Genomic DNA, 23,705 nt, shown 5'->3' with positions numbered 1-23,705 from the left:
CTATGGCTGCGCTTTGCGCCTTGATCGGCCACGTTTCGGCGACCGCTTCGGACGCGCCGAATCCATTCACAGCTTCTGACGCCGTGCCCGCGGTGCCCTTCGCCCAGGCGCTGCGCTTCTGGCTCAAGCTCGGCTTCATCAGCTTCGGCGGCCCGGCGGGGCAGATCGCCGTCATGCACCGCGAGCTGGTCGAGCGCCGGCGCTGGATCTCCGAGCGGCGCTTCCTGCATGCCCTGAACTACTGCATGCTGCTGCCCGGCCCGGAGGCGCAGCAGCTGGCCACCTACATCGGCTGGCTGATGCATGGTCCGATCGGCGGCATCGTGGCGGGCGCGCTGTTCGTGCTGCCCTCGCTGGTGATCCTGGTCGGGCTGAGCTGGGTGTACATGGCCTTTGGCGACGTCGCCGCCGTGGCGGGCATCTTCTACGGCATCAAGCCCGTGGTGGCCGCCATCGTGCTGCAGGCGCTGTGGCGCATCGGCGGGCGCACGCTGCGCGACGCGCAAGGGCACGCCCGGCCGCTGATGGCGTCCATCGCGCTCGCGGCCTTCGTCGGCCTCGCGGTACTGGGGTTGCCGTTCCCGCTGGTGCTGCTGCTGGCCGCCCTGGCGGGCGTCGTGGGAAGCCGCCTGGTTCCGGGTCAGTTCGAGGTCTCGCCGCCGCCCGTCCACCTGGCCGGCGCGCGTGCATCCGCGCCCGCCCTCATCGACGACGACACGCCGCCGCCGCCCCACGCCCGCCACGACCGCAGGCGCGTCCTGCGGGTGCTCGGCATCGCCGCCACGCTGTGGATTGGATCGATGGCGCTGGTCGTGTCGCTCCACGGCGCCGATGGCACGCTTGCGCGCATGGCCTGGTTCTTCACCAAGGCCGCCCTGCTCACCTTCGGCGGCGCCTATGCCGTGCTGCCCTACGTCTATCAGGGTGCGGTGGAGCAGGCGCAGTGGCTCACCGGCGCGCAGATGATCGATGGACTGGCCTTGGGCGAGACCACGCCGGGGCCGCTCATCATGGTGGTGGCTTTCGTCGGCTTCGTGGGTGGCTGGACGAAGGAGGTGCTGGGGGAGTCGCTGGTCCTTGGCGGCGTGCTGGCCGCCTGCGTGGCGACCTGGTTCACCTTCCTGCCGTCCTTCGTGTTCATCCTGGCGGGGGGACCGCTGGTGGAAGCCACGCACGGGCAGTTGCGCTTCACGGCGCCACTCACGGCCATCACCGCCGCCGTGGTGGGCGTCATCGCCAGCCTGGCGCTGTTCTTCCTGGTCCACGTGCTGTGGCCGGGCGTCGGCGCATTCGACGCGGTGGCCCTGGTGCTGGTCCTGGCGGCCGCGGCCGCGCTGCTGCGCTGGCGCGTCGGTGTGATCCCGGTCATCGGGGCCGGTGCGCTCGCCGGGCTGTTGCTGCGCCTTGCGGGCTGGGCTTAGCCGCTATGCTGCGGCGTCTTCCGCCGAACGCTCGCCCGCATGCCCCGCTTCGCCGCCAACCTTTCCCTGCTCTATCCCGAACTCGATTTCCCGGACCGCTTCGAAGCAGCCGCCCGCGATGGCTTCGAAGGTGTCGAGTGCCTGTTTCCGTATGCCTGGGACGCCGGCGAGCTGGCGGCGCGGCTGCAGGGGAACGGGCTGCAGCAGGTGCTGTTCAATGCCCCGCCGGGCCGGCGCGAACGCGCGGAGATCGAACGCGCCTGGCAGGCCGGCGACAAGGGCCTGGCCTGCGTGCCGGGCCGCGAAGCCGAGTTCAAGGCGGGGGTCGCGCTGGCCCTGTCCTATGCCGCCGTGCTGCAGTGCCCGCGCGTGCACGTGCTGGCGGGCGTGGTCCCGGCCGGCCTGACGCGCGAGGCGGTGCAGCCGCTCTACGTGGAAAACCTGCGCTGGGCGGCGCGCGCCGCCGCGAAGGAGGGGCTGCGGCTGATGATCGAGCCGATCAACACGCGCGACATCCCGGGCTACTTCCTCAACCGGCAAGACCATGCGCATGAACTGCTGGAGGAGATCGGCGAGCCGAACGTGCAGGTGCAGATGGACCTCTACCACTGCCAGGTCGTCGAGGGCGACGTGGCCACCAAGATCCGGCGCTACCTGCCGACCGGCCGCGTGGGCCATTTCCAGGTGGCGGGCGTCCCGCAGCGGCACGAACCCGACTGCGGCGAGCTCAACGCCGGTTACCTGTTCGGGGTGATCGACGAGGTGGCCGCGCAGTGCGGCTGGGACGGCTGGGTCGGTGCCGAGTACCGGCCGGCGCGCGGCAGCGAGGCCGGCGGCACCAGCGCGGGGCTGGGCTGGCTGCGCGCGGCGCGCGCGCAGGCGGCGCGCTGACTCAGACCTCAGACCGAGACGATCACGTCGGCGCCGTCGAGCAGTTGCTCGACCTTCGCGGCCGAAGGACCGACCTCGGCCACGGCTTCGCGCAGCTGCTGCTCATTGCAGCCGAAGCGCTTGACCCACCAGCTGACCTCCCTCGGGTTGTCCAGTTCGATGACGTTGCGTTGCGCCGGAATGGTCTCGAAGACGAATGACATGTAGCTCTGCTCCCGTGTTTGCTTTGGCCGAGATTGAAACGCAGGGCTTGAGGCGAGCCTGAACGAAGGTGGCGCGAGCATTCGTCGGCCTGCGCCTAACCCGAACGGTTTACCGGGTCCGCGCGATTGGCGGGGTCGCACGCCTGCGCTTACAGTGCGGCTGATTCACTTCCTTCCGCCATGAACGCACCCCTGCACCGCGAAATGCCCGCCGCCGCACTGGACGCGGCGGCCGCCCTGGACCAGATCAGCCGCCAGTGGGACGGCGACATCGTCCGGCAGCTGTCCGACTACATCGCCATCCCGGCCAAGTCCCCCGGCTTCGACCCCGAGTGGGCGGCCCACGGCCACATCGACACGGTGGTCCGCAACGCCGCCGCCTGGGTGGAGGCGCAGAAGGTGCCCGGGCTGTCCCTGGAGCTGGTTCGACTGCCCGGGCGCACGCCGGTGCTGTTCTTCGAGATCGCGGCCACGCGGGCGGAGGCCGGCTCGTCCGGCCAGACCGTGCTGATGTACGGCCACCTGGACAAGCAGCCCGAGTTCACCGGCTGGCGCGCCGACCTCGGGCCCTGGACGCCCAAGTACGAGGACGGCAAGCTCTTCGGCCGCGGCGGCGCCGACGACGGCTACGCCGTCTATGCCAGCATCGCCGCGGTGCAGGCGCTCAAGGCGCAGCAGCTGCCGCATCCGCGCATCGTGGGCCTCATCGAGACCTGCGAGGAGTCCGGCTCGCACGACCTGCTGCCCTACGTCGAAGCGCTGCGCCCACGCCTGGGCGAGGTGGGCCTGGTGATCTGCCTGGACTCGGGCGCCGGCAACTACGACCAGCTCTGGCTCACCACCTCGCTGCGCGGCATGGCCACCGGTACGCTGAAGGTGGAGGTGCTGACGGAGGGCGTGCACTCGGGCGATGCCTCGGGCCTCGTGCCCTCCAGCTTTCGGATCATGCGCCAGGTGCTGGACCGCCTCGAGGACAGCCGCAGCGGCCGCCTGCTGCCCGCGAGCTTCCACTGCGACGTGCCGGCAGAGCGCCTCGCGCAGGCCCAGGCGACCGCGGCCATCCTGGGCGAGGAGGTGTACAAGCGCTTCCCCTGGGCCCACTACGACTGCGGCGGATCGACCGCCTTCGCCCTGCCCACCACCACCGACCCGGTGCAGGCGCTCATCAACCGCACCTGGACGCCGACCCTGTCGGTCACGGGCGCCGAGGGCTTTCCGTCGCTGCGCGACGCGGGCAACGTGCTGCGGCCCTACACCGCTTTCAAGCTGTCGCTGCGCCTGCCGCCGCTGGTCGATGCGGCCAGCGCGGTGCAGGAGCTCAAGGCCTTGCTCGAGGACAACGCGCCCTACCAGGCGCGCGTCACCTTCGAGCCCTCGGGCGCGGCCACCGGCTGGAACGCACCGGCCTCGACGCCCTGGTTCGAGCAGGCGCTGCACGCGGCCTCGCGCGCCCACTTCGGCGCGTCCTGCGGCTACATCGGCCAGGGCGGCACCATCCCGCTGATGAACATGCTCAGCGCCGGCTTCCCTTCGGCGCAGATGATGGTGTGCGGCGTGCTCGGCCCGCGCAGCAATGCGCACGGCCCCAACGAGTTCCTGCACGTGCCGTATGCGAAGCGCCTCACGGCGGCGGTGGCCGAGGTGATCGCGCGCATGCCCTGAGAAGCTGTGCACGACGCGCCCCGGCATGCCTCGCAGCGATTCGACCCTGTCCACCTTCACGGCCGGCGACGGCGAGAACATCGCCGTCCAGCACTGGCGCCTTCCCGCCGGCGCGGTGCGTCGCGGCGCCGTGCTGCTGGTGCATGGCCTGGGCGAACATGCGGGTCGGCACGAGCGCCTGGCGCAGCGCCTGGTGGCCTGGGGCTTCGAGGTCCACGGCTACGACCAGTGCGGCCACGGGGAATCGAGCGGACGACGCGGCCGCATTCCCAGCATCCGCCGCCTCCTGCAGGACCTGCAGGACCTGATCGAGGCCACGCGCCGGCGCCTTGCGCCCGGCGAGCCGCTCATCGTGCTGGGACACAGCATGGGTGCGCTGGTGGTGACGCGCCTGCTGCTGCTGCGCGACATGCCGGTCGATGGCGTGGTGCTGTCGTCGCCGGCGTTCATGCTGCGGCTGGGCCCGGTGCAGCGATTCATGCTCCGCATCGTTCCGCGCCTCGCGCCGGACCTCGCGGTGGGCAATGGCATCGCCCCCGAAGCGCTGTCGCACGACCCGGACGTGGTGGACGCCTATCGCAGCGACCCGCTGGTGCACGACCGCGTCTCCGGCCGGCTCGCCCGCTTCATGGCCGAGGCCGGCACGCGCGTGCTGGCGCAGGCCGGGCGCTGGAAGCTGCCGACGCTGCTGGTCTGGGGCGGCAGCGACTGCGTGGTGGACCCGCGCGGCAGCCGGCGCTTCGCCGAACGCACGCCGCCCGGCGTGGTGCGCGCCTGCGCCTTCCGGGGGCTGTTCCACGAGGTCTTCAACGAGATGGAGGCCGAGCCGGTGTATGCGGCCCTGCAGCGCTGGCTGGAGGAGACGTTTCCACCGCCACCCCGCGGCGCAGCACCAGCCAGCCCAGTGCCGCAGCGCATGCCGCCACCGGCAGCACCGATCCCCAGTTGAGCAGGCTCCAGCCCTGGGTGGTGACCAGCACGCCCGAGGCCAGCGAGCTGAGCGCCAGCGTGGCGAAGACGAAGAAGTTGAGCGCGCCCTGGGCGCGGTCCTTCTCCTCCGGGGCATAGGCCGACAGCGACAGGGTGGTGCTGCCGGTGAAGAGGAAATTCCAGCCCACGCCGAGCAGGAACAGCGCCACCAGGAAGTTGTGCAGCTGCACGCCGGCCAGCGCGATGGCGATGCAGCCGGCCATCAGCGCCACGCCGGTGCCCATCACCCTGGGTGCGCCGAAGCGGCGGATCAGGTGGCCGGTGAAGAAGCCCGGCGCGAACATGCCGATCACGTGCCACTCCAGCACGAAGGCCGCATCCGAAAAAGGCAGCCCGCATTGCTGCATGGCCAGGGGCGTGGCCGCCATCAGCAGGTTCATCACGCCGAAGCTCAGGGCGCCGGTGGCCGCGGCCACGATGAAGATGGGTTGGCGCAGGATGGCCGACAGCGGCCGGCCGCCCTGCGCCGCCGTGCGCGGCGGCACCGGCGGGAATCGGACGAAGTGCATCAGCACCATGGCGAGCGCGGCCACCACGGCCAGCGCCAGGTAGGCACCGGCGAAAGGCACGCTGAACAGGTCGCGCGAGCGCGCCGCCAGGTTGGGGCCCAGCACGGCGCCGATGAGCCCGCCGGCCATCACCAGGGACACGGCTTTTTCGCGTGCGGCGGGCCCCGTGAGTTCGGCCGCGGCGAAGCGATACAGGCCGGCGTTGGCGTTGTAGTAGCCCGCGACCACGGTGGCCGCGCACAGCAGCCAGAAGTCGCGAGACACCGCCGCCCAGGCGCACAGCAGGGCCGAGAGCAGCGCCACCAGCAAGCCGAGCTGGAAGGCGCGCTGGCGGCCGAGCCGCTGCTGCGAGCGCGCCACGAGCGACGTGGACAAGGCACCGCCCACCACGTAGCCCATCACGGGCAGCGTCGCCATCCACCCGTAGGGCGCCAGCGCCAGGCCGACCAGGCCATTGATGGCGATGAAGGTGACGTTGTTCGTGAGGAAAAGGCCCTGGCAGGCCGAGAGCAGCCACAGGTTCCGGTTCATGCGCACCTCGTGTCGGATCGCGTGGCGCCCGCGAGCGTCAGGACGGCCAGGGCGGCCAGGGGTGCCGTCTCGGCGCGCAGCGTGCGCGCACCGAGCGAAACCGCTTCGAAGCCCTGCGCCTGCGCGGCCTCGATCTCCGCCGGGGCGAGCCCGCCTTCCGGGCCCGAGAGCAGCAGCACCGGGCCCTCGTCGGCGGTGAAGTGTCCGATGGGCCGGGCATCGGCGTCCAGCGAGAGCAGCAGGCGCCGCCCGCCGCCCGCCGGCAGGGCTGCGCACCAGGCGCCCAGCGACTGCAGGGGCTCTACGGCGGGCACGCGGTTGCGGCCGCACTGTTCGCAGGCCGCCGTGGCGATCGCCTGCCAGTGCGCCTGTCGGCGTTCGGCCCGCTCGCCGGACAGGCGCAGCACGCTGCGCTGGGCGGTCAGCGGGGTCAGGCTGGCCGCGCCCAGTTCGGCGGCCTTTTCCACCAGCCAGTCCATGCGCTCGTTGGCCGGCACACCCAGGGCCAGGTGCACGGCGCGGAGCGCTTCGCGCTCCGTGGCCCGGTGCGCACCCACGCGCACCTGCACCTCGCTGCGGCCCATGCGCTCGACGGTGGCGTCCCATTCGCCGCCCCGGCCGTCGAACAGCACGAGCCCGTCGCCGGGCTGCAGGCGCAGCACCTGCACATGGCGCGCGGCGCCGTCGCCCAATGCGAGCGAGCGGCCCGACTCCAGCGGGCCGGGGGTGAACAGGCGCGGGTCAGACGCGGCCAAAGGCGTAGCCGGTGGCGGCCTGCGTGCCCTCGACCTCGTCCACCAGGGCCAGCAGGGGCGCGAGCTCGCGGTAGCGCGCGGCGGTGGCGCGGATGTAGCCGATGAAGCGCGGCGCATCGGCCAGGTAGCGCGGCTTGCCGTCGCGCAGGGTCAGGCGGGCGAAGATGCCGGCCACCTTCAGGTGGCGCTGCAGGCCCATCCATTCCACGGCGCGCCAGAACTCACCGAAGTCGCGGTCCACCGGCAGGCCGGCCTTGAGCGCCTTCTCCCAGTAGCGGATGGTGATGTCCAGCACGAACTCCTCGTCCCAGCTCAGGAAGGCGTCGCGCATCAGGCTGGCGATGTCGTAGGTGATGGGGCCGTGCACCGCATCCTGGAAGTCCAGCACGCCCAGGCGCGGCTCCTGCGCGTCCAGGGGGATCATGAGGTTGCGCGGCATGAAGTCGCGGTGCACGTACACGGCCGGGGCGGCGAGATTGCGCTGCACGATGAGGCCGAACTGCTGCGACAGCGTCTCGCGCATCCGGCCCTCCACCGCCACGCCCCGGTGCTTGCCCAGGTACCAGTCGGGAAAGAGCTGGAGTTCGCGCTCGAGGAGGGCCGCGTCGTAAGGCGGCAGCACGCCGGGCCTGGAGGCGAGCTGCCAGGCGATGAGCGCATCGACCGCGCCCAGGTACAGCGGCTGGTTCGCAGGCGCATGCTCGCGCTCCAGCACCTCCATCATGGTCTGGCGGCCCAGGTCGTCCAGCAGCATGAAGCCCTGGGCCTCGTCCCAGGCGAGCACGCGGGGCACGAGCAGACCGGCGTCGGCCATGAGACGCGCCACGTGCACGAAGGGCCGGCAGTCTTCCCGCTCGGGCGGCGCGTCCATGATGATTAGGCTGCCGCCGTCCTGCGTGTCCACGCGCAGGTAGCGGCGGAAGCTCGCGTCGGCGGAGGCCAGTCGCAGGCTGGACGGGCGCAGCGCTTGGGTGTTCTGGAGATCGTCGAACCAGGCCTGGAAGGCGGCCTGGCGCCGGGGATCGGACCAGGTCAGCGGTGGCGAGGGCGGACTCGGGTCGGCGGGGGGCGCGTGATCGCTCATGGATAATCGATTCTACAAACGCAACCGACCCGCCCCGCCCGCCGCGGGCACCCCCCTTCCCCTCGATGCATCGCCGCTCCAGGAGCCGAACTGCCCCTCGTCCCGCCAGGCCACTGGCCTGGTTCCTGGCCGGGCTGGCCGCGGCCGGCATGGCCCAGGCGCAGGAGGACTTGCCGCCGCCCGCGCTGCGGCCCAGCCCCGCGCTGGCCGAGACCGTGCCGAGCGAGCTGCGCCCGCAGCTGCCCACCTTCGTGGAAGGCCAGAGCATCAGCGGCCGCCCCGAGCTGGAAACGGTCATCGAGGGCGATGCCATGCTGCGCCGCGGCGACACCGTCATCCGCGCCGACCGCATCGAATACGACCAGCCCCAGGACCTCGCCCGCGCGCGCGGCAACGTGCGCATCAACCGCGCCGGCGACATCTTCACGGGGCCCCGGCTGGAGATGAACGTGGAGGCCTTCGAAGGCTTCTTCACCGACCCGAGCTACCGCTTCATTGCCAACGACGCCTACGGCCGCGCGGACCTGATCGAGTTCCTCGACGACAAGCGGGCCGTGATCCGCAACGCCACCTACACCACCTGCACGCCCGAGCCGGGCGAGGGCTGGCTGCCCGAATGGCTGCTCACGGCGGACCGGCTGTACATCGACAACGAGGAAGAGACGGGGCTGGCGGTGGGTGCCACGCTGCGCTTTTTCGGCGTGCCGGTGCTGCCGGTGCCGGTGCTCAGTTTTCCGCTGACCGAGAAGCGCAAGTCGGGGTTCCTGCCGCCCACGCTGGCCCTGAACAACCGCAGCGGCCTGGAGCTGACGCTGCCCTACTACTGGGACATCGCACCCAACCGCGACGCCACGCTCTCACCCACGATCCTGAGCCGGCGCGGCCTGCAGCTGGGCGGCGAGTTCCGCTACCTGGAGCCGGGCTACCAGGGCGTGCTCGACGCCAGCTTCATGCCCAACGATGCCCTGCGCGACCGAGAGCGCTGGGCCTACAGCGTGCGCCACTCGCAGTACCTGCCGCAGGCGGTGCGCGGGGGCCTGAGCCTCAGCCTGAACCTCAACCGCGTGAGCGACGATGACTACTGGCGCGACTTCACCCGCTCGCCGGCCATCGTCTCGCTCACCCAGCGCCTGCTCGCGAGCGAGGGCGTGCTGGCCTGGGGCCTGGGCAACTACTCCGCCTTCGCGCGCGCGCTGCGCTGGCAGACCCTGCAGGACGTCACGGCGCCGATCGTGCCGCCCTACGACCGCATGCCCCAGGTGCAGGGCCGCTGGCAGAACACCTACCTGCCACTCGGTTTGAGCGGCTATGTCGAGGCGGACCACACGCAATTCCAGTCGGACAGCCGCCTGACCCTGCAGCCGAACTCGCAGCGAAGCTACGTGATGGCGCAGATCTCGCGCCCCTGGCAGGCGCCGGGCTGGTTCTTCACGCCGCGCGCGCAGTTCCACGCCACCCACTACGAGTTCGACGCGCCGCTGGCCAACGGCCGCCTGTCGGCGGACCGCACCGTGCCCACCTTCAGCCTAGACGCCGGCCTGGTGTTCGAGCGCGAGGTGCAGCTGCTGGGAATGTCCGTGCTGCAGACGCTGGAGCCGCGCGCCTTCTATGCCTACACGCCCTTCCGGGCCCAGAACTTCCTGCCCAACTACGACTCGGGCCTGCACGACTTCAACTTCGCAACCATCTTCACGGAGAACGCCTTCGTCGGGCACGACCGCATTGCCGACACCAACCTGCTGACGCTGGGGCTCATCAGCCGCCTGCAGGATCCGGCCACGGGCGGCGAGCTGGCGCGCTTCGGCTATGCCCAGCGCCTGCGCTACGAGAACCAGCAGGTCACCCTGCCGGGCGGCGCGCCGGTGGTGGACCGCTTCTCGGACGTCCTGCTGGGCGCCGCGATCAACTGGTCGCCGACCTGGGCCACCGAAACGACGGTGCAGTACAACCCCAAGACCGATCGCTCCGAGCGGGCTACTGCGGGCGTGCGCTATCACCCCGGCCCCTACCGCGTGGTCAGCGCGGCCTACCGCACGCAGCGGGGCTTGAGCGAGCAGTTCGACATCGGATGGCAGTGGCCGCTGCAGGATTTGCTGGGCGGCGAGGGGCGTTGGTACAGCGTCGGCCGGCTGAACTACAGCCTGAAGGACAATCGCCTGGTGGATTCCATCGTCGGCCTGGAGTACGACGGCTGCTGCTGGACCGGGCGCGTGGTGCTGGAGCGCCTGCAGGCCGGCAGCAGCGGGGCCAACAAGCGCATCCTGTTCCAGGTGGAGTTCCGAGGCCTTGCACGGCTGGGCTCCAATGCGCTTGGCGTGCTCAGGGACAATATCCCGCGCTACCAGCTGCTGCAGCAGCAGACCACCACCCCCAGCCGATTCACCCGGTACGACTAGTTCAGTGAAACAGCCATGATCGCAGGCGATTCCCCCCGGCTCCGCGCCTTTGCGCTGAGCCTTGCTGCCCTGGCCGCCACCGCCGGCCCCGTGATGCCGGCCGCGGCTCAGCTCGGCCTGGGCACGCCGGGCATGCCGCCCTCCACCGAGGCGCCCCGCGCCCGCGGCAACGAACCGCGGCCGGCCGACCACATCGTGGCCGTCGTCAACTCCGAGCCCATCACCTTCAACGAACTGCGCGCCCGCGAGGCGCGCGTCGCGCAGGAGCTCGAGCTGATGGGGCGCCGTCCGCCGAGCGGCGCCGAGCTGCGCGGCCAGGTCCTGGAACAGCTCATCGGTGAACGGGCGCAGCTCCAGATCGCCAAGGAACTGGGCCTGCGCGTGGACGACGCGCTGGTCGACACCGCCGAGCAGAACATCGCGCGGCAGAACCGCATCGACGTCGAGGAGTTGCGCCGCCGCCTGGCCAGCGAAGGCATCTCGCAGCAGTCGTTCCGGCAGGACCTGCGCAACCAGGTGCTGCTCTCGCGCCTGCGCCAGCGCGAGATCGAGCCGCGGGTCAAGGTGACCGAGCCCGAGGTCGAGCAGTTCATCCGCGAGCAGCAGAACCCGCAGGACCCCTCGGCCATCGAGCTGAACCTCGCGCACATCCTGGTGGCCGTCCCCGAGAACGCGGCGCCGTCCCTGGTGCAGGAGCTGCGGCAGAAGGCCGACCGCATCCGCGCCCGGGCCAGCGCCGGCGAGGACTTCTCGGCCCTGGCCCGCGAGGTCTCCGACGCGCCCGGTGCTGCGAGCAGCGGCGGCGTGGTGGGTCTGCGCACCGCCGACCGCTACCCGCCCCTGTTCGTGCAGGCGACGCGCCAGCTCGCCCCCGGCGCGCTGAGCGAGGTCGTCCGCTCGGGCGCGGGTTTCCACGTCATCAAGGTGCTGGAGAAGCGCCAGGGCGTGCTGCCCGGGGCCACCGTGACGCAGCACCGCGCGCGGCACATCCTGCTGCGGCCCGGCGGCGGCCTGACCGAGGCCGAGGCGCGCAAGCGCCTGGAGGGCTACAAGAAGCAGGTCGAGTCCGGCCAGGCGAGCTTTGCGCAACTGGCGCAGGCGCACTCGCAGGATGCCAGCGCCCGCGAAGGCGGCGACCTGGGCTGGGCCGGGCCGGGCATGTTCGTGCCGGAGTTCGAGGATGCCCTCGCGGCCCTGTCGCCCGGGCAGATCGCCGAACCCGTCGAATCGCGCTTCGGCCTTCACCTGATCCAGCTCGTGGACCGGCGCCAGCACACCCTCAGTGCACGCGAGCAGCGCGAGATCGCGCGCAACCTGCTGCGCGAGAAGAAGATGCAGGAGGAGTACCAGCGCTGGGCCAAGGAGGTGCGCGGCCGCGCCTTCGTGGACATCCGCGAGCCGGTGCAGTGAAGCGCGCCAGGCCGTGAGCCGCCACGTCGCGCGCAAGCGCTTCGGCCAGCACTTCCTGGCCGACCCCGCCATCCTGGACGCCATCGTCCGCGCCATCGCGCCGCGCCCGGGGCAGCCGATGGTGGAGATCGGCCCCGGCCTGGCCGCGCTCACGCAGCCGCTGGTCGAACGCGTGGGCAAGCTCACCGTGATCGAGCTGGACCGCGACCTCGCCGCCCGCCTGCGGGGGCACCCGCAGCTGGAGGTCATCGAAGCCGACGTACTCCAGGTCGATTTCGGTGCGCTGGCCGAGCGCGCGGGCGCGCCGATCCGCGTGGTGGGCAACCTGCCCTACAACATCTCCTCGCCCATCCTGTTCCACCTGCTGCCCTGGGCGGACCGGGTGCAGGACCAGCACTTCATGCTGCAAAAGGAGGTGATCGACCGCATGGTCGCCGCGCCGTCCACCGCCGCCTACGGTCGCCTGTCGGTGATGCTGCAGTGGCGCTACGAGATGGAGGACGTGCTCTTCGTGCCGCCCGAGGCCTTCGATCCGCCGCCGCGGGTGGACAGCGCCGTGGTGCGCATGGTGCCCCGCACCGAGCCCGCCACGGTGGACGCCGCTCGCCTGTCCGAGCTGGTGCAGGTGGCCTTCAGCCAGCGGCGCAAGCTGCTGCGGCACACCTTGGGACGCTGGCTGGAACAGCGGGGGTTCGCGGGTGAGTTCGACCTGCAGCGGCGCGCCGAGGAAGTGCCGGTCGAGGAGTACCTCGCGCTCGCGGCCGCCGGGGCCTGAGCGCCGGCGCCCCATGCAAAAAGGCCGGACAAGCCGGCCTTTTTTCTTGTGGGATCCGGGGGTGACCCGGATGCCCGCGTGCTGATCGCCTCAGGCGGCGGTGAGCCAGTACCCGGCGTTGAAGGGGCTGCTCATGCGCAGCGCCATGGGCGACACGTCCACGAGCTTGTCCGTGGGCATCTTCTCGCCGGTCTCGGTCACGGGGGCGGGCGCCGCAGCGTTCTCGCCTTGAGCCTCGTTCGCCCGTTCTGCTTGGCTGGTGTGTGCAGAACGGGCTACAGAAAAGAATAGAAGCACCGGAATGGGATCTTCCGGTCTCCCCAGTAGTCGGCCGTGTCGCGGAAGATGTCGAGCAGCTGCTCGCGCGCTTCCTTGTCGAACTTCGCGTGCGCCGGGATCTGCTCCAGCACGACGACGAAGCCGGGCTGCGGGCCCGATTTATGCACGGGGTCGGTCATGCAGTCGTACAGCGCATCGAAGTTCTTGCCGAAGTGCGCCGGCAGCATGAACTGCTGCGCGAGCAGGTCCAGCACGTCCTGCTTGCTCTGGGCCTGTGCCAGGTTGGCGTACAGGAAGTGGTGGCCCAGCGCGCTGGCGGCATCCTGCAGGTCCTGCACGCGGAAGGCGCGGATGGACTGCACGATGTTGCTGCGCACGCCCTTCAAAGGCGTTTCGCTGAGCTCGGGGCGAAGAGATTTGTTCATCTCCGCGTGTCTTTCCATGGTCAAGAACAAGTCCCGCTTCATTTCGGGTTCACTCCACAATCTTGCGAAAACTGGCGTAGTGGTCTGCGGTGTAGTAGCAGGCATGCGGTACGCGTGGCGGCCCTCCGCACACGATGCGCCGGGCTCCCCGGTCGCGCGAACCTGGTGTCTTCACGGTGTATTCCCGGTAGTAGCCCCGCTTGTTGGGCGGCAACAGACGCTCCCGATTGAAGAAGACCGTGCCGTCCTTGCTGTAGGGGAACGGCCCGCCTTGGCGGATCAGCTCGAAGGTCTCACGCCCCTGCCTGGGCAGCTCGGCCACGGAAACCGTGGCTGAAACTGCCGGGGCTGGATCCACCGGCGTCCTGGCGTCTGCCAGACCGGTGACCACTGCCGAAAACAAGATGCTAGTGAGCGCAAACTTGGTCGCGGCAACGCGCATGGACTGGGCCTTCTGAGGTGACCTTCAATTCGGAGAACGTCCGGGAAAACCCGAAAGTTCAGGTGCGCGAGTGTGAACGATCCGGTCGCGAAACGCAAGCTGGTGCCCAAATTTTGCGCAGGCCGTATGGCCTTTGGTGCATGGCTTGCGACCGGCCTTAGTTAGTGCCTGCTTTCGACCGAGGCCTTATCGGCTGGCGTTGGCGTCGGCCACTGTCAAAGCTGTCATATTGACGATGCGCCTCACCGTGGTGCTGGCCGTGAGGATGTGCACCGGCTGAGCTGCCCCGAGCAGCACCGGGCCGATGGCAATGTTGCCGCCCGCCGCCGTCTTGAGCAGGTTGTAGGAGATGTTGGCCGCGTCGATGTTGGGCAGCACCAGCAGGTTGGCGTCGCCGGCGAGCGTGCTGCGTGGCATGAGTTTCATGCGCGCGGCGCCGTCCAGGGCCACGTCGCCGTGCATTTCCCCGTCCACTTCGAGCCAGGGCGCCTGCACCCGCAGCAGCTCCAGCACCTGCCGCATCTTCACCGCACTGGGCTGGTTGCTGCTGCCGAAGCTGGAGTGCGACAGCAGGGCCGCCTTGGGCCGGATGCCGAAGCGCATCATCTCTTCGGCCGCCATGACGGCGATTTCCGCCAGTTGCTCGGCCGTGGGGTCGTAGTTGACGTGGGTGTCCACCAGGAACACCTGGCGGCCGGGCAGCACCAGGCCGTTCATGCAGGCGTAGGTCTGGCAGCCGGCGCGGCGGCCGATCACCTGGTCGATGTAGTGCAGGTGCAGCGAGGTCAGGCCCCAGGTGCCGCAGATCATCCCGTCCACTTCGCCCTTGTGCAGCAGCATGGCGCCGATCAGGGTCAGGCGGCGGCGCATCTCGATCTTGGCCATCTGGGCCGTCACACCCTTGCGCTCGGCCATGCGGTGGTAGGTCTGCCAGAAGTCGCGGTAGCGCAGGTCGTGCTCGACGTTGACCACGTCGTAGTCGATGTCGCTGCGAAGCCGCAGGCCGAACTTATCGATGCGCTGCGCGATGATGGCCGGCCGCCCGATCAGCGTCGGCCGGGCGATGCGTTCGTCCACCACGATCTGCGCGGCGCGCAGCACGCGCTCTTCCTCGCCTTCGCAGTAGGCCACGCGCTTGCGCGGCGCGAGCCGGGCCGCCGCGATGATCGGCTTCATGGTCGTGCCCGAGGCATAGACGAAGCTTTGCAGCTTCTCGCGGTAGGCGTCCATGTCCTGGATGGGGCGCAGCGCCACCCCGCTGTCCACCGCCGCCTGCGCCACGGCCGGCGCGATCTTCATCATCAGCCGCGGATCGAAGGGCTTGGGGATGAGGTAGTCCGGCCCGAAGGCGAGCTGCTGTCCGGCGTAGGCCGCGGCCACTACCTCGCTCTGCTCGGCCTGCGCCAGCTCCGCGATGGCGTGCACCGCCGCGATCTCCATCTCGTCCGTGATGGTGGTCGCGCCGGAATCGAGTGCGCCCCGGAAGATGTAGGGGAAGCACAGGACGTTGTTGACCTGGTTCGGGTAGTCGGTGCGACCGGTTGCGAGGATCGCATCCGGGCGCACGGCCTTGGCCTCGTCCGGGGCGATCTCCGGGTTGGGATTGGCCAGAGCCAGGATCAGCGGGTTGGGCGCCATGCTCTCGACCATGGCCGGCTTGAGCACGCCTCCCGCCGACAGGCCCAGGAAGATGTCCGCGCCCGCGACGATGTCGGCCAGCGTGCGCGCCGAGGTCTTCTGCGCGAACTGGATCTTGTCCTCGTCCATGAGCTCGGTGCGGCCTTCGTACACCACGCCGGCCAGGTCGGTGGCGAAGATGTTCTGGCGCGGAAGCCCCAGCTTGACCAGCAGCTGCAGGCAGGCCAGCGCCGCCGCGCCCGCGCCGGAGGTGACCAGCTTCACCTCCTCGATTTTCTTGCCCACGACCTTCAGGCCGTTGAGGATGGCCGCGCCCACCACGATGGCCGTGCCGTGCTGGTCATCGTGGAAGACGGGGATCTTCATGCGCTCGCGCAACTTGCGCTCCACGTAGAAGCAGTCCGGCGCCTTGATGTCCTCGAGGTTGATGCCGCCGAACGTGGGCTCCAGCGCGGCGATGACATCGACCAGCTTGTCCAGGTCGTGCTTCTCGTTGATCTCGATGTCGAACACATCGATGCCCGCGAACTTCTTGAACAGGACGCCCTTGCCCTCCATCACCGGCTTGGCCGCCAGCGGCCCGATATCGCCCAAACCGAGCACCGCGGTGCCGTTGGTGACCACGGCCACGAGGTTGCCGCGGCTGGTGTAGCGGAAGGCGTTGACCGGGTCCTTGACGATCTCTTCGCAGGGCGCTGCCACCCCCGGCGAGTAGGCCAGCGCCAGGTCGTGCTGGTTGATCAGCTGCTTGGTGGCCTGGATCGATACCTTGCCCGGCGTGGGGAACTCGTGGTACTCGAGCGCAGCCTGGCGCAGCAGGGCGCGCTTGTCTTCGGGTGGGGCCGGGGGGGTGCTGGACATGGGGAACTTCTCTCCTCGCCCGAGAGCCGCTGTCGGGGGCGCAGCCGGGCCTGTTCTGGGTGGCGCGGATTGTAGACCTGCCCCCTTGCGGGCCTACGCTCAGGCCGCAGCCGCAAGCGCCTCGCTGCGGGCGCGCTCGCGGCGGCTCCACGCCTTCTCGTGCACGAAGAAGGCGACCGCCTGGACCGTCGGCTCGATCAGGCTGAGGGTCAGCGACACCATCAGGTTGCCGGTGACGGCATAGGCCACCGTAATGGCGACCACGATGTGCATGAGGTAGTAGCTGGCGGTTTTCTTCAGGGTGGGAAGCTGAGCGATGGCAAGGCGGGCCATGGTGAACTCCAGGGGATCGACCCGACGAATGATAGGCATTCGCAATGATGTCGGGAACTTGGATTTGGCTAACCTATCGATAGCCGCCCCCCCCCGGGGCCTGGTGCCTCAATCCCGCATCAGCGCCTCGATCTCGTCCGCCTTCACCGGCACGCCGCGCGTGATCAGCTCGCAGCCGCCCTCGGTGACGACCGCGTCGTCCTCGATGCGGATGCCCAGGTGGTGGAAGGCCTCGGGAACGCCCTCGGCCGGCCGCACGTACAGGCCCGGCTCGATGGTGAGCACCATGCCCGGGCGCAGGATGCGGCTGGGGCGGTTCTTGATGATTTCGCCGGACAGCGGGTCCTTGCGCTCGCTCACCTCGCCGGCCTCGCCCGGCTCCACGTAGCTGCCGCAGTCGTGCACGTCCATGCCCAGCCAGTGGCCGGTGCGGTGCATGTAGAACTGGAAGTAGGCGCGCTGCGCGATCACGTCCTCCAGGCCGCCCACCTTGTCGCGGTCCAGCAGGCCCAGGTCGAGCAGGCCCTGCGACAGCACCCGCACGGTGGCTTCGTGCGGGTCGGTGAAGCGGGCGCCTGGGCGGGTGGACTCCACCGCCGCGTCCTGGGAGGCCAGCACCAGCTCGTAGAGCGCGCGCTGCGGGCCGGTGAAGCGGCCGTCGGCTGGAAAGGTGCGCGTGATGTCGCTGGCATAGCCGTCCAGCTCGCAGCCGGCATCGATCAGCACCAGCTCGCCCGCGCGCACCGGCGCCGCGTCGGCGCGGTAGTGCAGCACGCAGGCGTTGGGTCCTGCGGCGACGATGGAGTTGTACGCAGGCGCCTGCGAGCCGCCGGCGCGGAACTCGTGCAGCAGCTCGGCGTCCAGGTGGTACTCGCGCACGTCGTGGCCTTGGCGCAGCATGCGGGCGCTCGCCTGCATGGCGCGCACATGGGCCCGTGCGCTGATGGCGGCGGCCCGGCGCATGGTGTCCAGTTCGAGCGCGTCCTTGACCAGGCGCATCTCGTCCAGCACGGCGCACAGGTCGCGCTGCTGCTCGGGGCACAGCGCGCCGAAGCGCACCCGGGCCCGCACGCGGGCGAGCCAGCTCGCCACCTGCGCCTCCAGGCCGGCGTGGATCGCGAAGGGGAACCACACCGCGTCCCGGTTTTCCAGCAGGCGCGGAAGCTGCGCGTCGAGTTCGGCGACCGACATCGCGCTGTCCACGCCCAGTGCCCCGGGCGCGGCCTCGGGGCCGAGCCGAAAGCCGTCCCAGATCTCGCGTTCCAGGTCCTTGGGGGCGCAAAAGAGCGTGCTGCGGCCGTCCCCGGTGATCACCAGCCAGGCGTTCGGCTCGGTGAAGCCGGTGAGGTAGTAGAAGTAGCTGTCGTGCCGGTAGAGGAAGTCGCTGTCCCGGTTGCGCGGGCGTTCCGGGGCGGTGGGGACGATGGCGATGCCGCCGGGGCCGATGGCCCGGGCGACGCGGGCGCGTCGATCGGCGTGGACGGAGTGGTTCATGGTGCGTTGAGTTGGGCCAGGCGCTCCGGGGTGCCCACATCGGTCCAGCCCCCGGTCCAGAGTTCGGCCGTGACCGCGCCATTGTCCATGGCGGCGCGCAGCAGCGGCGCGAGCGGGGCGCGAAGGCCCTGCGGGTTGCCGGGGACGAAGCCGGCGAAGAAGGCCTTGCGGTACAGGGCGACGGTGGAGAAGGTGTAGCGCTCGGCGGCCTCGTTGACGGCCCGGCCGTCGCTCGCGAGGCCGAAGTCGCCGCGCGGGTTGTGCGGCGGATTGGGCACCAGCCAGAGGTGCGCCGACGCATCGCCCGCCATGAAGCGTTCGCGGGCCTGGCGCGCGAAGGGAAACTGCGGCATGAAGACGTCGCCCGCCACCACCCAGAAGACCTCGTCCAGCAGTGGCAGGGCACGCACGATGCCGCCGGCTGTCTCCAGGGCGCCGCCGAAGTCGCGGCCTTCGTGGGAATAGAGCAGCCGCTGGGGGCTGGCGTCGCTCCACTGCGCACGCTCGCCGAAGGCGGCCTCCACCTGCTCGCCCAGCCAGGCGGTGTTGACCACCACCGTCTCGATGCCCTCGCGCGAGAGGGCCTCCAGGTGCCACTGCATCAGCGGCTTGCCGCGCACTTCGAGCAGCGGCTTGGGGCACTGGTCGGTCAGCGGCCGCATGCGCTCGCCGCGTCCCGCCGCCAGCACCATGGCCCCTGCGGGCCGCTGCGGCGGGCTGGTCATCGGGGCGCCGCTCACGCCTCGTCGCCCCGGTCGAGCGAGCGCTGCTCGGTCCACTCCGGCGCGAAGCGCGCCACCAGGGCTTCCATCAGCGCACGGGCCTGCGCGGCCGAGTGCTCGTCCTCGCCGTCCAGGGCGATCTGCAGGTCCAGCAGCGCGCCGCGCGCGGCCGGTGCGGTGCGCAGGTCCAGCCGCGCACCGCGCATCAGGAGCACGCCCGAGACGGGGCCGTCGCTCTCGGTGCAGAACAGCTCGCCATGGGTTTCGAAGCCGCCCGCCTCGGCCACCTGCCGCAGCGCCGAGCGCAGCGGCTCGGCGGTGGACAGCCAGCCCGCGGCGCAGCGACAGCGGTACAGGTCGGCGGTGAGATGGAGCGCGCGCATCGCGGCACTTTAGACCATGGCCGCCCGCTGCGGCTTCTCAGCCGGTTCGGGGGGTGGCCGCTAAAATGCCGGGTTTCCCCCAGTCCCACCCCTCCCCGCCTTTTCCCCCGGAGCTGCCCTCGATGGCCAACCCCCTTCAGATGGCGAGCGCGATCCGCGCTCTGTCCATGGACGCCGTTCAACACGCCAACTCGGGACACCCGGGCGCGCCCATGGGCATGGCCGACATCGCAGTCGCCCTGTGGGGCCGCCACCTGCGGCACAACCCCCTGGACCCGCACTGGTCCGACCGCGACCGCTTCGTGCTGTCCAACGGCCACGGCTCCATGCTGATCTACTCGCTGCTGCACCTGACCGGCTACGAGCTGCCGATCGAGGAGCTGAAGAACTTCCGCCAGCTGCACAGCAAGACGCCGGGCCATCCCGAAGTCGGCATCACCCCCGGCGTCGAGACCACCACCGGCCCGCTCGGCCAGGGCCTGGCGAACGCGGTGGGCATGGCGCTGGCGGAAAAGCTGCTGGCGGCCGAATTCAACCGCGAGGGCCACACGGTCGTCGACCACCACACCTACGTCTTCACCGGCGACGGCTGCCTCATGGAAGGCATCAGCCACGAAGCCAGCGCGCTGGCCGCCGTGTGGAAGCTGAACAAGCTCATCGTCATCTATGACGACAACGGCATCTCCATCGACGGCCAGGTCACCCCCTGGTTCGTGGACGACACGCCCGCGCGCTTCAAGGCCTACGGCTGGAACGTCATCGGGCCCGTCGACGGCCACGACGTGGACGCAGTGGACCGGGCCATCGCCCAGGCCCGCGACTGCGCCGACAAGCCCTCCCTGATCGTCGCCAAGACGCACATCGGCAAGGGCAGCCCCAACCGGGCCAACACCGCCAAGTGCCACGGCGAGCCCCTGGGCCACGACGAGATCCGCCTCACGCGCGAGAACCTGGGCTGGCCGCACGAGGCCTTCACCGTGCCCCAGGAGGTCTATGCCGACTGGAACGCGCGCGATTCCGGCCGCAAGCGCCAGGCCGAGTGGGACCGCCGCTTCGCCGCCTACGCGCAGGCCCATCCCGAGCTGGCCGCCGAATTCACCCGCCGCATGCGCGGCGAGCTGCCCGAGAACTTCGCGCAGCTGGCGCTGGACGCCGCGCTGGCGGCCGTGGCCAAGGCCGAGACCGTCGCTTCGCGCAAGGCCTCGCAGCAGGCCCTGGAGGTCTTCACCGCCGCGCTCCCGGAGATGCTGGGCGGCAGCGCCGACCTGACCGGCTCCAACCTCACCAACACCAAGGCCACGCAGCCGCTTCGTTTCGGGGCGGGTGGCGAGGTCCAGCGTGCGGACGGCGGCGCGCTCGGCCGCCACATCAACTACGGCGTGCGCGAGTTCGGCATGGCCGCGGTGATGAACGGCATCGCCCTGCACGGGGGATTCATCCCCTACGCCGGCACCTTCCTCACCTTCAGCGACTACAGCCGCAACGCCATCCGCATGGCCGCGCTCATGAAGCAGCGCGTGGTGCACGTGTTCACGCACGACTCCATCGGCCTGGGCGAGGACGGCCCCACGCACCAGTCCATCGAGCACGCCGCCAGCCTGCGCCTCATCCCCGGCCTGGACGTCTGGCGTCCCTGCGACACGGCCGAGACCGCCGTGGCCTGGGCCGTGGCGCTGCAGAACGCGCAGCGGCCCACGGCGCTGCTGCTGTCGCGGCAGAACCTGCCCTACGCACCCAAGCCGGGCCTGGAGAACATCCGCCGCGGCGCCTACGTGCTGGCCGAGGCCGCCGAGGTCGGTCTCGATCGCGCACCGCAGGCGGTGCTCATCGCCACCGGCTCGGAGGTGCAGCTCGCGCTCAAGGCGCAGGAGCAGCTTGCCGCGCAGGGCCTGGCCGTGCGCGTGGTCTCCATGCCCAGCACCACCACCTTCGACCGCCAGGAGCGCGCCTACAAGGAGCAGGTGCTGCCCCCGGGCCTGCCGCGCGTGGCGGTGGAGGCCGGCGTGACCGACTTCTGGTGGAAGTACGGTTGCTCGGCCGTTGTCGGGATCGACACCTACGGCGAGTCCGCGCCGGCCAACGTACTGTTCAGGCACTTCGGATTCACCCCCGAGAACGTGGCGGACACGGTCCGCGCCGTCCTCGGACAATGACGGTTCTCGTTTTCAACCAGCAAGGGACAAGCACATGACGATCAAGATCGGGATCAACGGCTTCGGCCGCATCGGCCGCATGGTGTTTCGCGCCGCGGTGCAGAACTTCAAGGACATCGAGGTCGTCGGCATCAACGACCTGCTCGAGCCCGACTACCTCGCCTACATGCTGCGCTACGACAGCGTGCACGGCCGCTTCGAGGGCGAGGTGTCGGTGGACGGCAACACGCTGGTGGTCAACGGCAAGCGCATCCGCCTGACCGCCGTCAAGGATCCGGCCGAGCTGAAGTGGAACGAGGTCGGCGCGGACATCGTGGTGGAGAGCACCGGCATCTTCCTGACCAAGGAAGGCGGGCAGAAGCACCTGGCCGCCGGCGCCAAGAAGGTGATTATGTCCGCCCCCTCCAAGGACGACACGCCCATGTTCGTCTTCGGCGTCAACGACAAGAGCTACAAGGGCGAGGCCATCATCTCCAACGCCTCCTGCACCACCAACTGCCTGGCGCCGCTGGCCAAGGTGATGAACGACAAGTGGGGCATCAAGCGTGGCCTGATGACCACCGTGCACGCCGCCACCGCCACCCAGAAGACCGTGGACGGCCCGAGCAACAAGGACTGGCGCGGCGGCCGCGGCATCCTGGAGAACATCATCCCCTCCAGCACCGGCGCGGCCAAGGCCGTGGGCGTGGTCATCCCCGAGCTGAACAAGAAGCTCACCGGCATGGCCTTCCGCGTGCCCACTTCGGACGTCTCCGTGGTGGACCTCACCGTCGAGCTGGACAAGCCCGCCACGTACGCGGAGATCTGCGCCGAGATGAAGGCCCAGTCGGAAGGCGCGCTCAAGGGCGTGCTGGGCTACACCGAGGACAAGGTGGTCGCCACCGACTTCCGCGGTGACGCCCGCACCTCCATCTTCGACGCCGACGCCGGCATCGCCCTGGACGGCACTTTCGTCAAGCTGGTGAGCTGGTACGACAACGAGTGGGGCTACTCCAACAAGGTGCTGGAGATGGTCCGCGTCGTCGCCTGAACGTCGCGTCGGCCAGGAGACACGCCGGCGGCGCCACGGCCCGCCGGCGTTCCATTTCAGTGGTGATGCCCACCTTCGCCGTGCACGTGCCGGTGCGCGAGTTCCTCGGCGCTGGCCGGCCGCACGCCGGTCACCTTGATCGACAGCCGCAGGGTGCGTCCGGCCAGGGGATGGTTGCCGTCCAGGTGCACCGTGTCGCCCTTGATCTTGCTCACGGTGAAGGGCAGCGGATGGCCGTTGGGCCCGGGCATTTCCAGCTGGCCGCCCACCTTCACCCCGGGCGGGAAGTCCCGCTTGGGCAGGGTGCGCAGCAGCGCCTCGTCGCGCTCTCCGAAGCCCTCGGCGGGTGTGAGCACCAGCGACAGCTCGTCGCCCACGGTGCGGCCCTGCAGCGCCTCCTCGATCTTGGGAAAGGTGTTGTCGTAGCCGCCATGCAGGTAGGCCATGGGCTGCTTGCCGTCCTGGATCAGCTGGCCCTTGTCATCGGCGATGCGCACGCGCATCGTCACCACGGAATCTTTGTCGATGTTCATGGGCCGGATTGTGCAACCCGGCCCGCTACAGTCGCAGCCACATGAGCGAAACCGAATCCCAGTCCCCGCCGCCGCGCCCGGCCAAGGCCAGCCGCAAGACGGCCCGCGCGCCGCGCACCGTGCATCCCCTGCTGAACCGGCTGTGGGAGCTGTATCCGCGGCTCTTCGGCGCGCGCTTCCGGCCGCTCAAGCGCGGCGTGTTCGAGGACCTCATGGCCCGCCACCCGGGCGACTTCGCCAAGGACGAGCTGAAGCAGGCCCTGGGCCAGCACGTGCGGTCCACCCGCTACCTGGAGGCCGTGGCCGAGGGCGACGCACGCCACGACCTGGACGGCGAGCCGGTCGAGCCGGTCGCACCCGAGCACGTGCAGCACGCCATCGTCGAGGTCTTCCGCCGCCGGCAAGCCCGCGGTTCGGAGGCGGCCCGTGCCTGGGCGGTGGCGCACCTGGTGCGCACGGTGCAGGCAAGCGGCCTCTCGCGCGAGGCCTACCTGGAGCAGGTCCGCACGCAGGACGAGACGGCGCTGTCGCTGCTGGACGAGGCGTTTGCCGAACTGGCGGCGCAGACCGCGCGGCGCGAGGCCCTGGTGCGCGCCTTCAAGGCCAGCGGGCGACCCATGGACGAGTTCGCGGACATGTACGGCCTGGACCCGGCCGTGGTGCGACAGGCGGTGGAAGCGGGCGCCGGCTGAGCGCCGGACCGGGGCCGGCGGCGCAAAGCCGGACCGGTGCCGGCGCCGACCTACAGCCGGCGCGCAGGGGCGTGGGTACAACCGGCGGGATCG

The 23,705-nt window shown here is 70.4% G+C and carries 21 protein-coding genes and 1 pseudogene; 10 read left to right on the top strand and 12 right to left on the bottom strand.

Annotated elements, in window-relative coordinates; translation table 11 throughout:
- Positions 1–2: 2 nt before the first annotated feature.
- Together chrA and otnI are read left to right on the top strand one after the other, a co-directional pair.
- Entirely contained in the window at positions 3–1,421 is a 1,419-nt protein-coding gene (chrA, locus tag EZ242_RS15935) for a chromate efflux transporter (RefSeq protein WP_135286174.1), read from the top strand.
- 39 nt (positions 1,422–1,460) lie between these two features.
- Positions 1,461–2,312 (top strand): 2-oxo-tetronate isomerase, encoded by an 852-nt coding sequence (gene otnI / locus EZ242_RS15930; RefSeq protein ID WP_135286173.1) that lies wholly within the window; start codon positions 1,461–1,463, stop codon positions 2,310–2,312.
- Positions 2,313–2,320: 8 nt separating this feature from the next.
- Here otnI and EZ242_RS15925 read toward each other — a convergent pair whose 3' ends face one another.
- Positions 2,321–2,515, bottom strand: coding sequence for a DUF3606 domain-containing protein (locus EZ242_RS15925; RefSeq protein ID WP_135286172.1), 195 nt, complete (start codon positions 2,513–2,515; stop codon positions 2,321–2,323).
- Between the two features lie 180 nt (positions 2,516–2,695).
- Here EZ242_RS15925 and EZ242_RS15920 point away from each other — a divergent pair, with 180 nt between their 5' ends.
- Both EZ242_RS15920 and EZ242_RS15915 read left to right on the top strand, forming a co-directional pair.
- The gene (locus EZ242_RS15920; protein ID WP_135286171.1) at positions 2,696–4,177 is read left to right on the top strand and encodes a M20 family metallopeptidase; all 1,482 of its coding nucleotides are present in this window, start codon (positions 2,696–2,698) and stop codon (positions 4,175–4,177) included.
- Positions 4,178–4,202: 25 nt separating this feature from the next.
- A pseudogene (locus EZ242_RS15915) lies at positions 4,203–5,048 on the top strand (lysophospholipase); the annotation flags it as partial.
- On the opposite strand, the gene EZ242_RS15910 reads toward EZ242_RS15915, so the two are convergent.
- Genes EZ242_RS15910 through EZ242_RS15900 form a run of 3 tightly spaced genes read right to left on the bottom strand, consistent with a single transcriptional unit; the run spans position 4,984 to position 8,046 of the window.
- Positions 4,984–6,207, bottom strand: a complete 1,224-nt coding sequence (locus tag EZ242_RS15910; protein ID WP_240787119.1) for an MFS transporter — start codon at positions 6,205–6,207, stop codon at positions 4,984–4,986. The pseudogene EZ242_RS15915 and the gene EZ242_RS15910 sit on opposite strands and share 65 nt — an antisense overlap.
- Complete coding sequence (locus EZ242_RS15905; protein ID WP_420821256.1) at positions 6,204–6,962, bottom strand: 16S rRNA (uracil(1498)-N(3))-methyltransferase; 759 nt, start codon at positions 6,960–6,962, stop codon at positions 6,204–6,206. The genes EZ242_RS15910 and EZ242_RS15905 overlap by 4 nt, the downstream gene beginning before the upstream one ends.
- Complete coding sequence (locus EZ242_RS15900) at positions 6,949–8,046, bottom strand: aminoglycoside phosphotransferase family protein (protein ID WP_135286169.1); 1,098 nt, start codon at positions 8,044–8,046, stop codon at positions 6,949–6,951. The genes EZ242_RS15905 and EZ242_RS15900 overlap by 14 nt, the downstream gene beginning before the upstream one ends.
- 65 nt (positions 8,047–8,111) lie before the next feature.
- On the opposite strand from EZ242_RS15900, the gene EZ242_RS15895 reads away from it, so the two are divergent.
- The 3 genes from EZ242_RS15895 to rsmA are packed head-to-tail and all read left to right on the top strand — an operon-like array spanning position 8,112 to position 12,627.
- Entirely contained in the window at positions 8,112–10,442 is a 2,331-nt protein-coding gene (locus tag EZ242_RS15895) for an LPS-assembly protein LptD (RefSeq protein ID WP_205960670.1), read from the top strand.
- A gap of 15 nt (positions 10,443–10,457) precedes the next feature.
- Positions 10,458–11,852: a peptidylprolyl isomerase gene (locus tag EZ242_RS15890; protein ID WP_135286168.1), complete on the top strand. Its 1,395-nt coding sequence runs from the start codon at positions 10,458–10,460 to the stop codon at positions 11,850–11,852.
- Positions 11,853–11,865: 13 nt separating this feature from the next.
- Positions 11,866–12,627: a 16S rRNA (adenine(1518)-N(6)/adenine(1519)-N(6))-dimethyltransferase RsmA gene (rsmA, locus tag EZ242_RS15885; protein ID WP_135286167.1), complete on the top strand. Its 762-nt coding sequence runs from the start codon at positions 11,866–11,868 to the stop codon at positions 12,625–12,627.
- 275 nt (positions 12,628–12,902) lie between these two features.
- Here rsmA and EZ242_RS15880 read toward each other — a convergent pair whose 3' ends face one another.
- The 7 genes from EZ242_RS15880 to EZ242_RS15850 all read right to left on the bottom strand — a co-directional run bounded on the left by EZ242_RS15880 (position 12,903) and on the right by EZ242_RS15850 (position 19,204).
- Complete coding sequence (locus EZ242_RS15880) at positions 12,903–13,331, bottom strand: barstar family protein (protein WP_135286166.1); 429 nt, start codon at positions 13,329–13,331, stop codon at positions 12,903–12,905.
- A gap of 49 nt (positions 13,332–13,380) precedes the next feature.
- Entirely contained in the window at positions 13,381–13,773 is a 393-nt protein-coding gene (locus EZ242_RS15875) for a guanyl-specific ribonuclease (protein ID WP_135286165.1), read from the bottom strand.
- Between the two features lie 186 nt (positions 13,774–13,959).
- Positions 13,960–16,272 (bottom strand): NADP-dependent malic enzyme, encoded by a 2,313-nt coding sequence (locus EZ242_RS15870; RefSeq protein ID WP_135286163.1) that lies wholly within the window; start codon positions 16,270–16,272, stop codon positions 13,960–13,962.
- Between the two features lie 99 nt (positions 16,273–16,371).
- Entirely contained in the window at positions 16,372–16,605 is a 234-nt protein-coding gene (locus EZ242_RS15865; RefSeq protein ID WP_135286379.1) for a DUF2061 domain-containing protein, read from the bottom strand.
- A gap of 108 nt (positions 16,606–16,713) precedes the next feature.
- The gene (locus tag EZ242_RS15860) at positions 16,714–18,099 is read right to left on the bottom strand and encodes an aminopeptidase P N-terminal domain-containing protein (RefSeq protein WP_135286161.1); all 1,386 of its coding nucleotides are present in this window, start codon (positions 18,097–18,099) and stop codon (positions 16,714–16,716) included.
- The gene (gene murU / locus EZ242_RS15855; RefSeq protein ID WP_135286378.1) at positions 18,096–18,791 is read right to left on the bottom strand and encodes an N-acetylmuramate alpha-1-phosphate uridylyltransferase MurU; all 696 of its coding nucleotides are present in this window, start codon (positions 18,789–18,791) and stop codon (positions 18,096–18,098) included. Before murU ends, EZ242_RS15860 begins: the two co-directional genes overlap by 4 nt.
- A gap of 44 nt (positions 18,792–18,835) precedes the next feature.
- Positions 18,836–19,204, bottom strand: coding sequence for an S-adenosylmethionine decarboxylase (locus EZ242_RS15850; protein WP_135286159.1), 369 nt, complete (start codon positions 19,202–19,204; stop codon positions 18,836–18,838).
- Positions 19,205–19,326: 122 nt separating this feature from the next.
- Here EZ242_RS15850 and tkt point away from each other — a divergent pair, with 122 nt between their 5' ends.
- Together tkt and gap are read left to right on the top strand one after the other, a co-directional pair.
- Entirely contained in the window at positions 19,327–21,357 is a 2,031-nt protein-coding gene (gene tkt, locus EZ242_RS15845) for a transketolase (protein WP_135286158.1), read from the top strand.
- A 34-nt stretch (positions 21,358–21,391) separates the two neighbouring features.
- Positions 21,392–22,387: a type I glyceraldehyde-3-phosphate dehydrogenase gene (gap, locus tag EZ242_RS15840; protein ID WP_135286156.1), complete on the top strand. Its 996-nt coding sequence runs from the start codon at positions 21,392–21,394 to the stop codon at positions 22,385–22,387.
- Positions 22,388–22,443: 56 nt separating this feature from the next.
- Here gap and EZ242_RS15835 read toward each other — a convergent pair whose 3' ends face one another.
- Positions 22,444–22,920, bottom strand: a complete 477-nt coding sequence (locus EZ242_RS15835; protein ID WP_135286155.1) for an FKBP-type peptidyl-prolyl cis-trans isomerase — start codon at positions 22,918–22,920, stop codon at positions 22,444–22,446.
- A 41-nt stretch (positions 22,921–22,961) separates the two neighbouring features.
- Between EZ242_RS15835 and EZ242_RS15830 the strand changes: the two genes are divergently transcribed.
- Positions 22,962–23,612, top strand: coding sequence for a ProQ/FinO family protein (locus EZ242_RS15830; RefSeq protein WP_135286153.1), 651 nt, complete (start codon positions 22,962–22,964; stop codon positions 23,610–23,612).
- Positions 23,613–23,705: the final 93 nt, after the last annotated feature.

The sequence above is a fragment of the Ramlibacter rhizophilus genome (assembly GCF_004681965.1).
In the GTDB taxonomy this organism is placed as follows: domain Bacteria; phylum Pseudomonadota; class Gammaproteobacteria; order Burkholderiales; family Burkholderiaceae_C; genus Ramlibacter; species Ramlibacter rhizophilus.
This window is presented reverse-complemented; position numbering and strand designations above follow the sequence as displayed.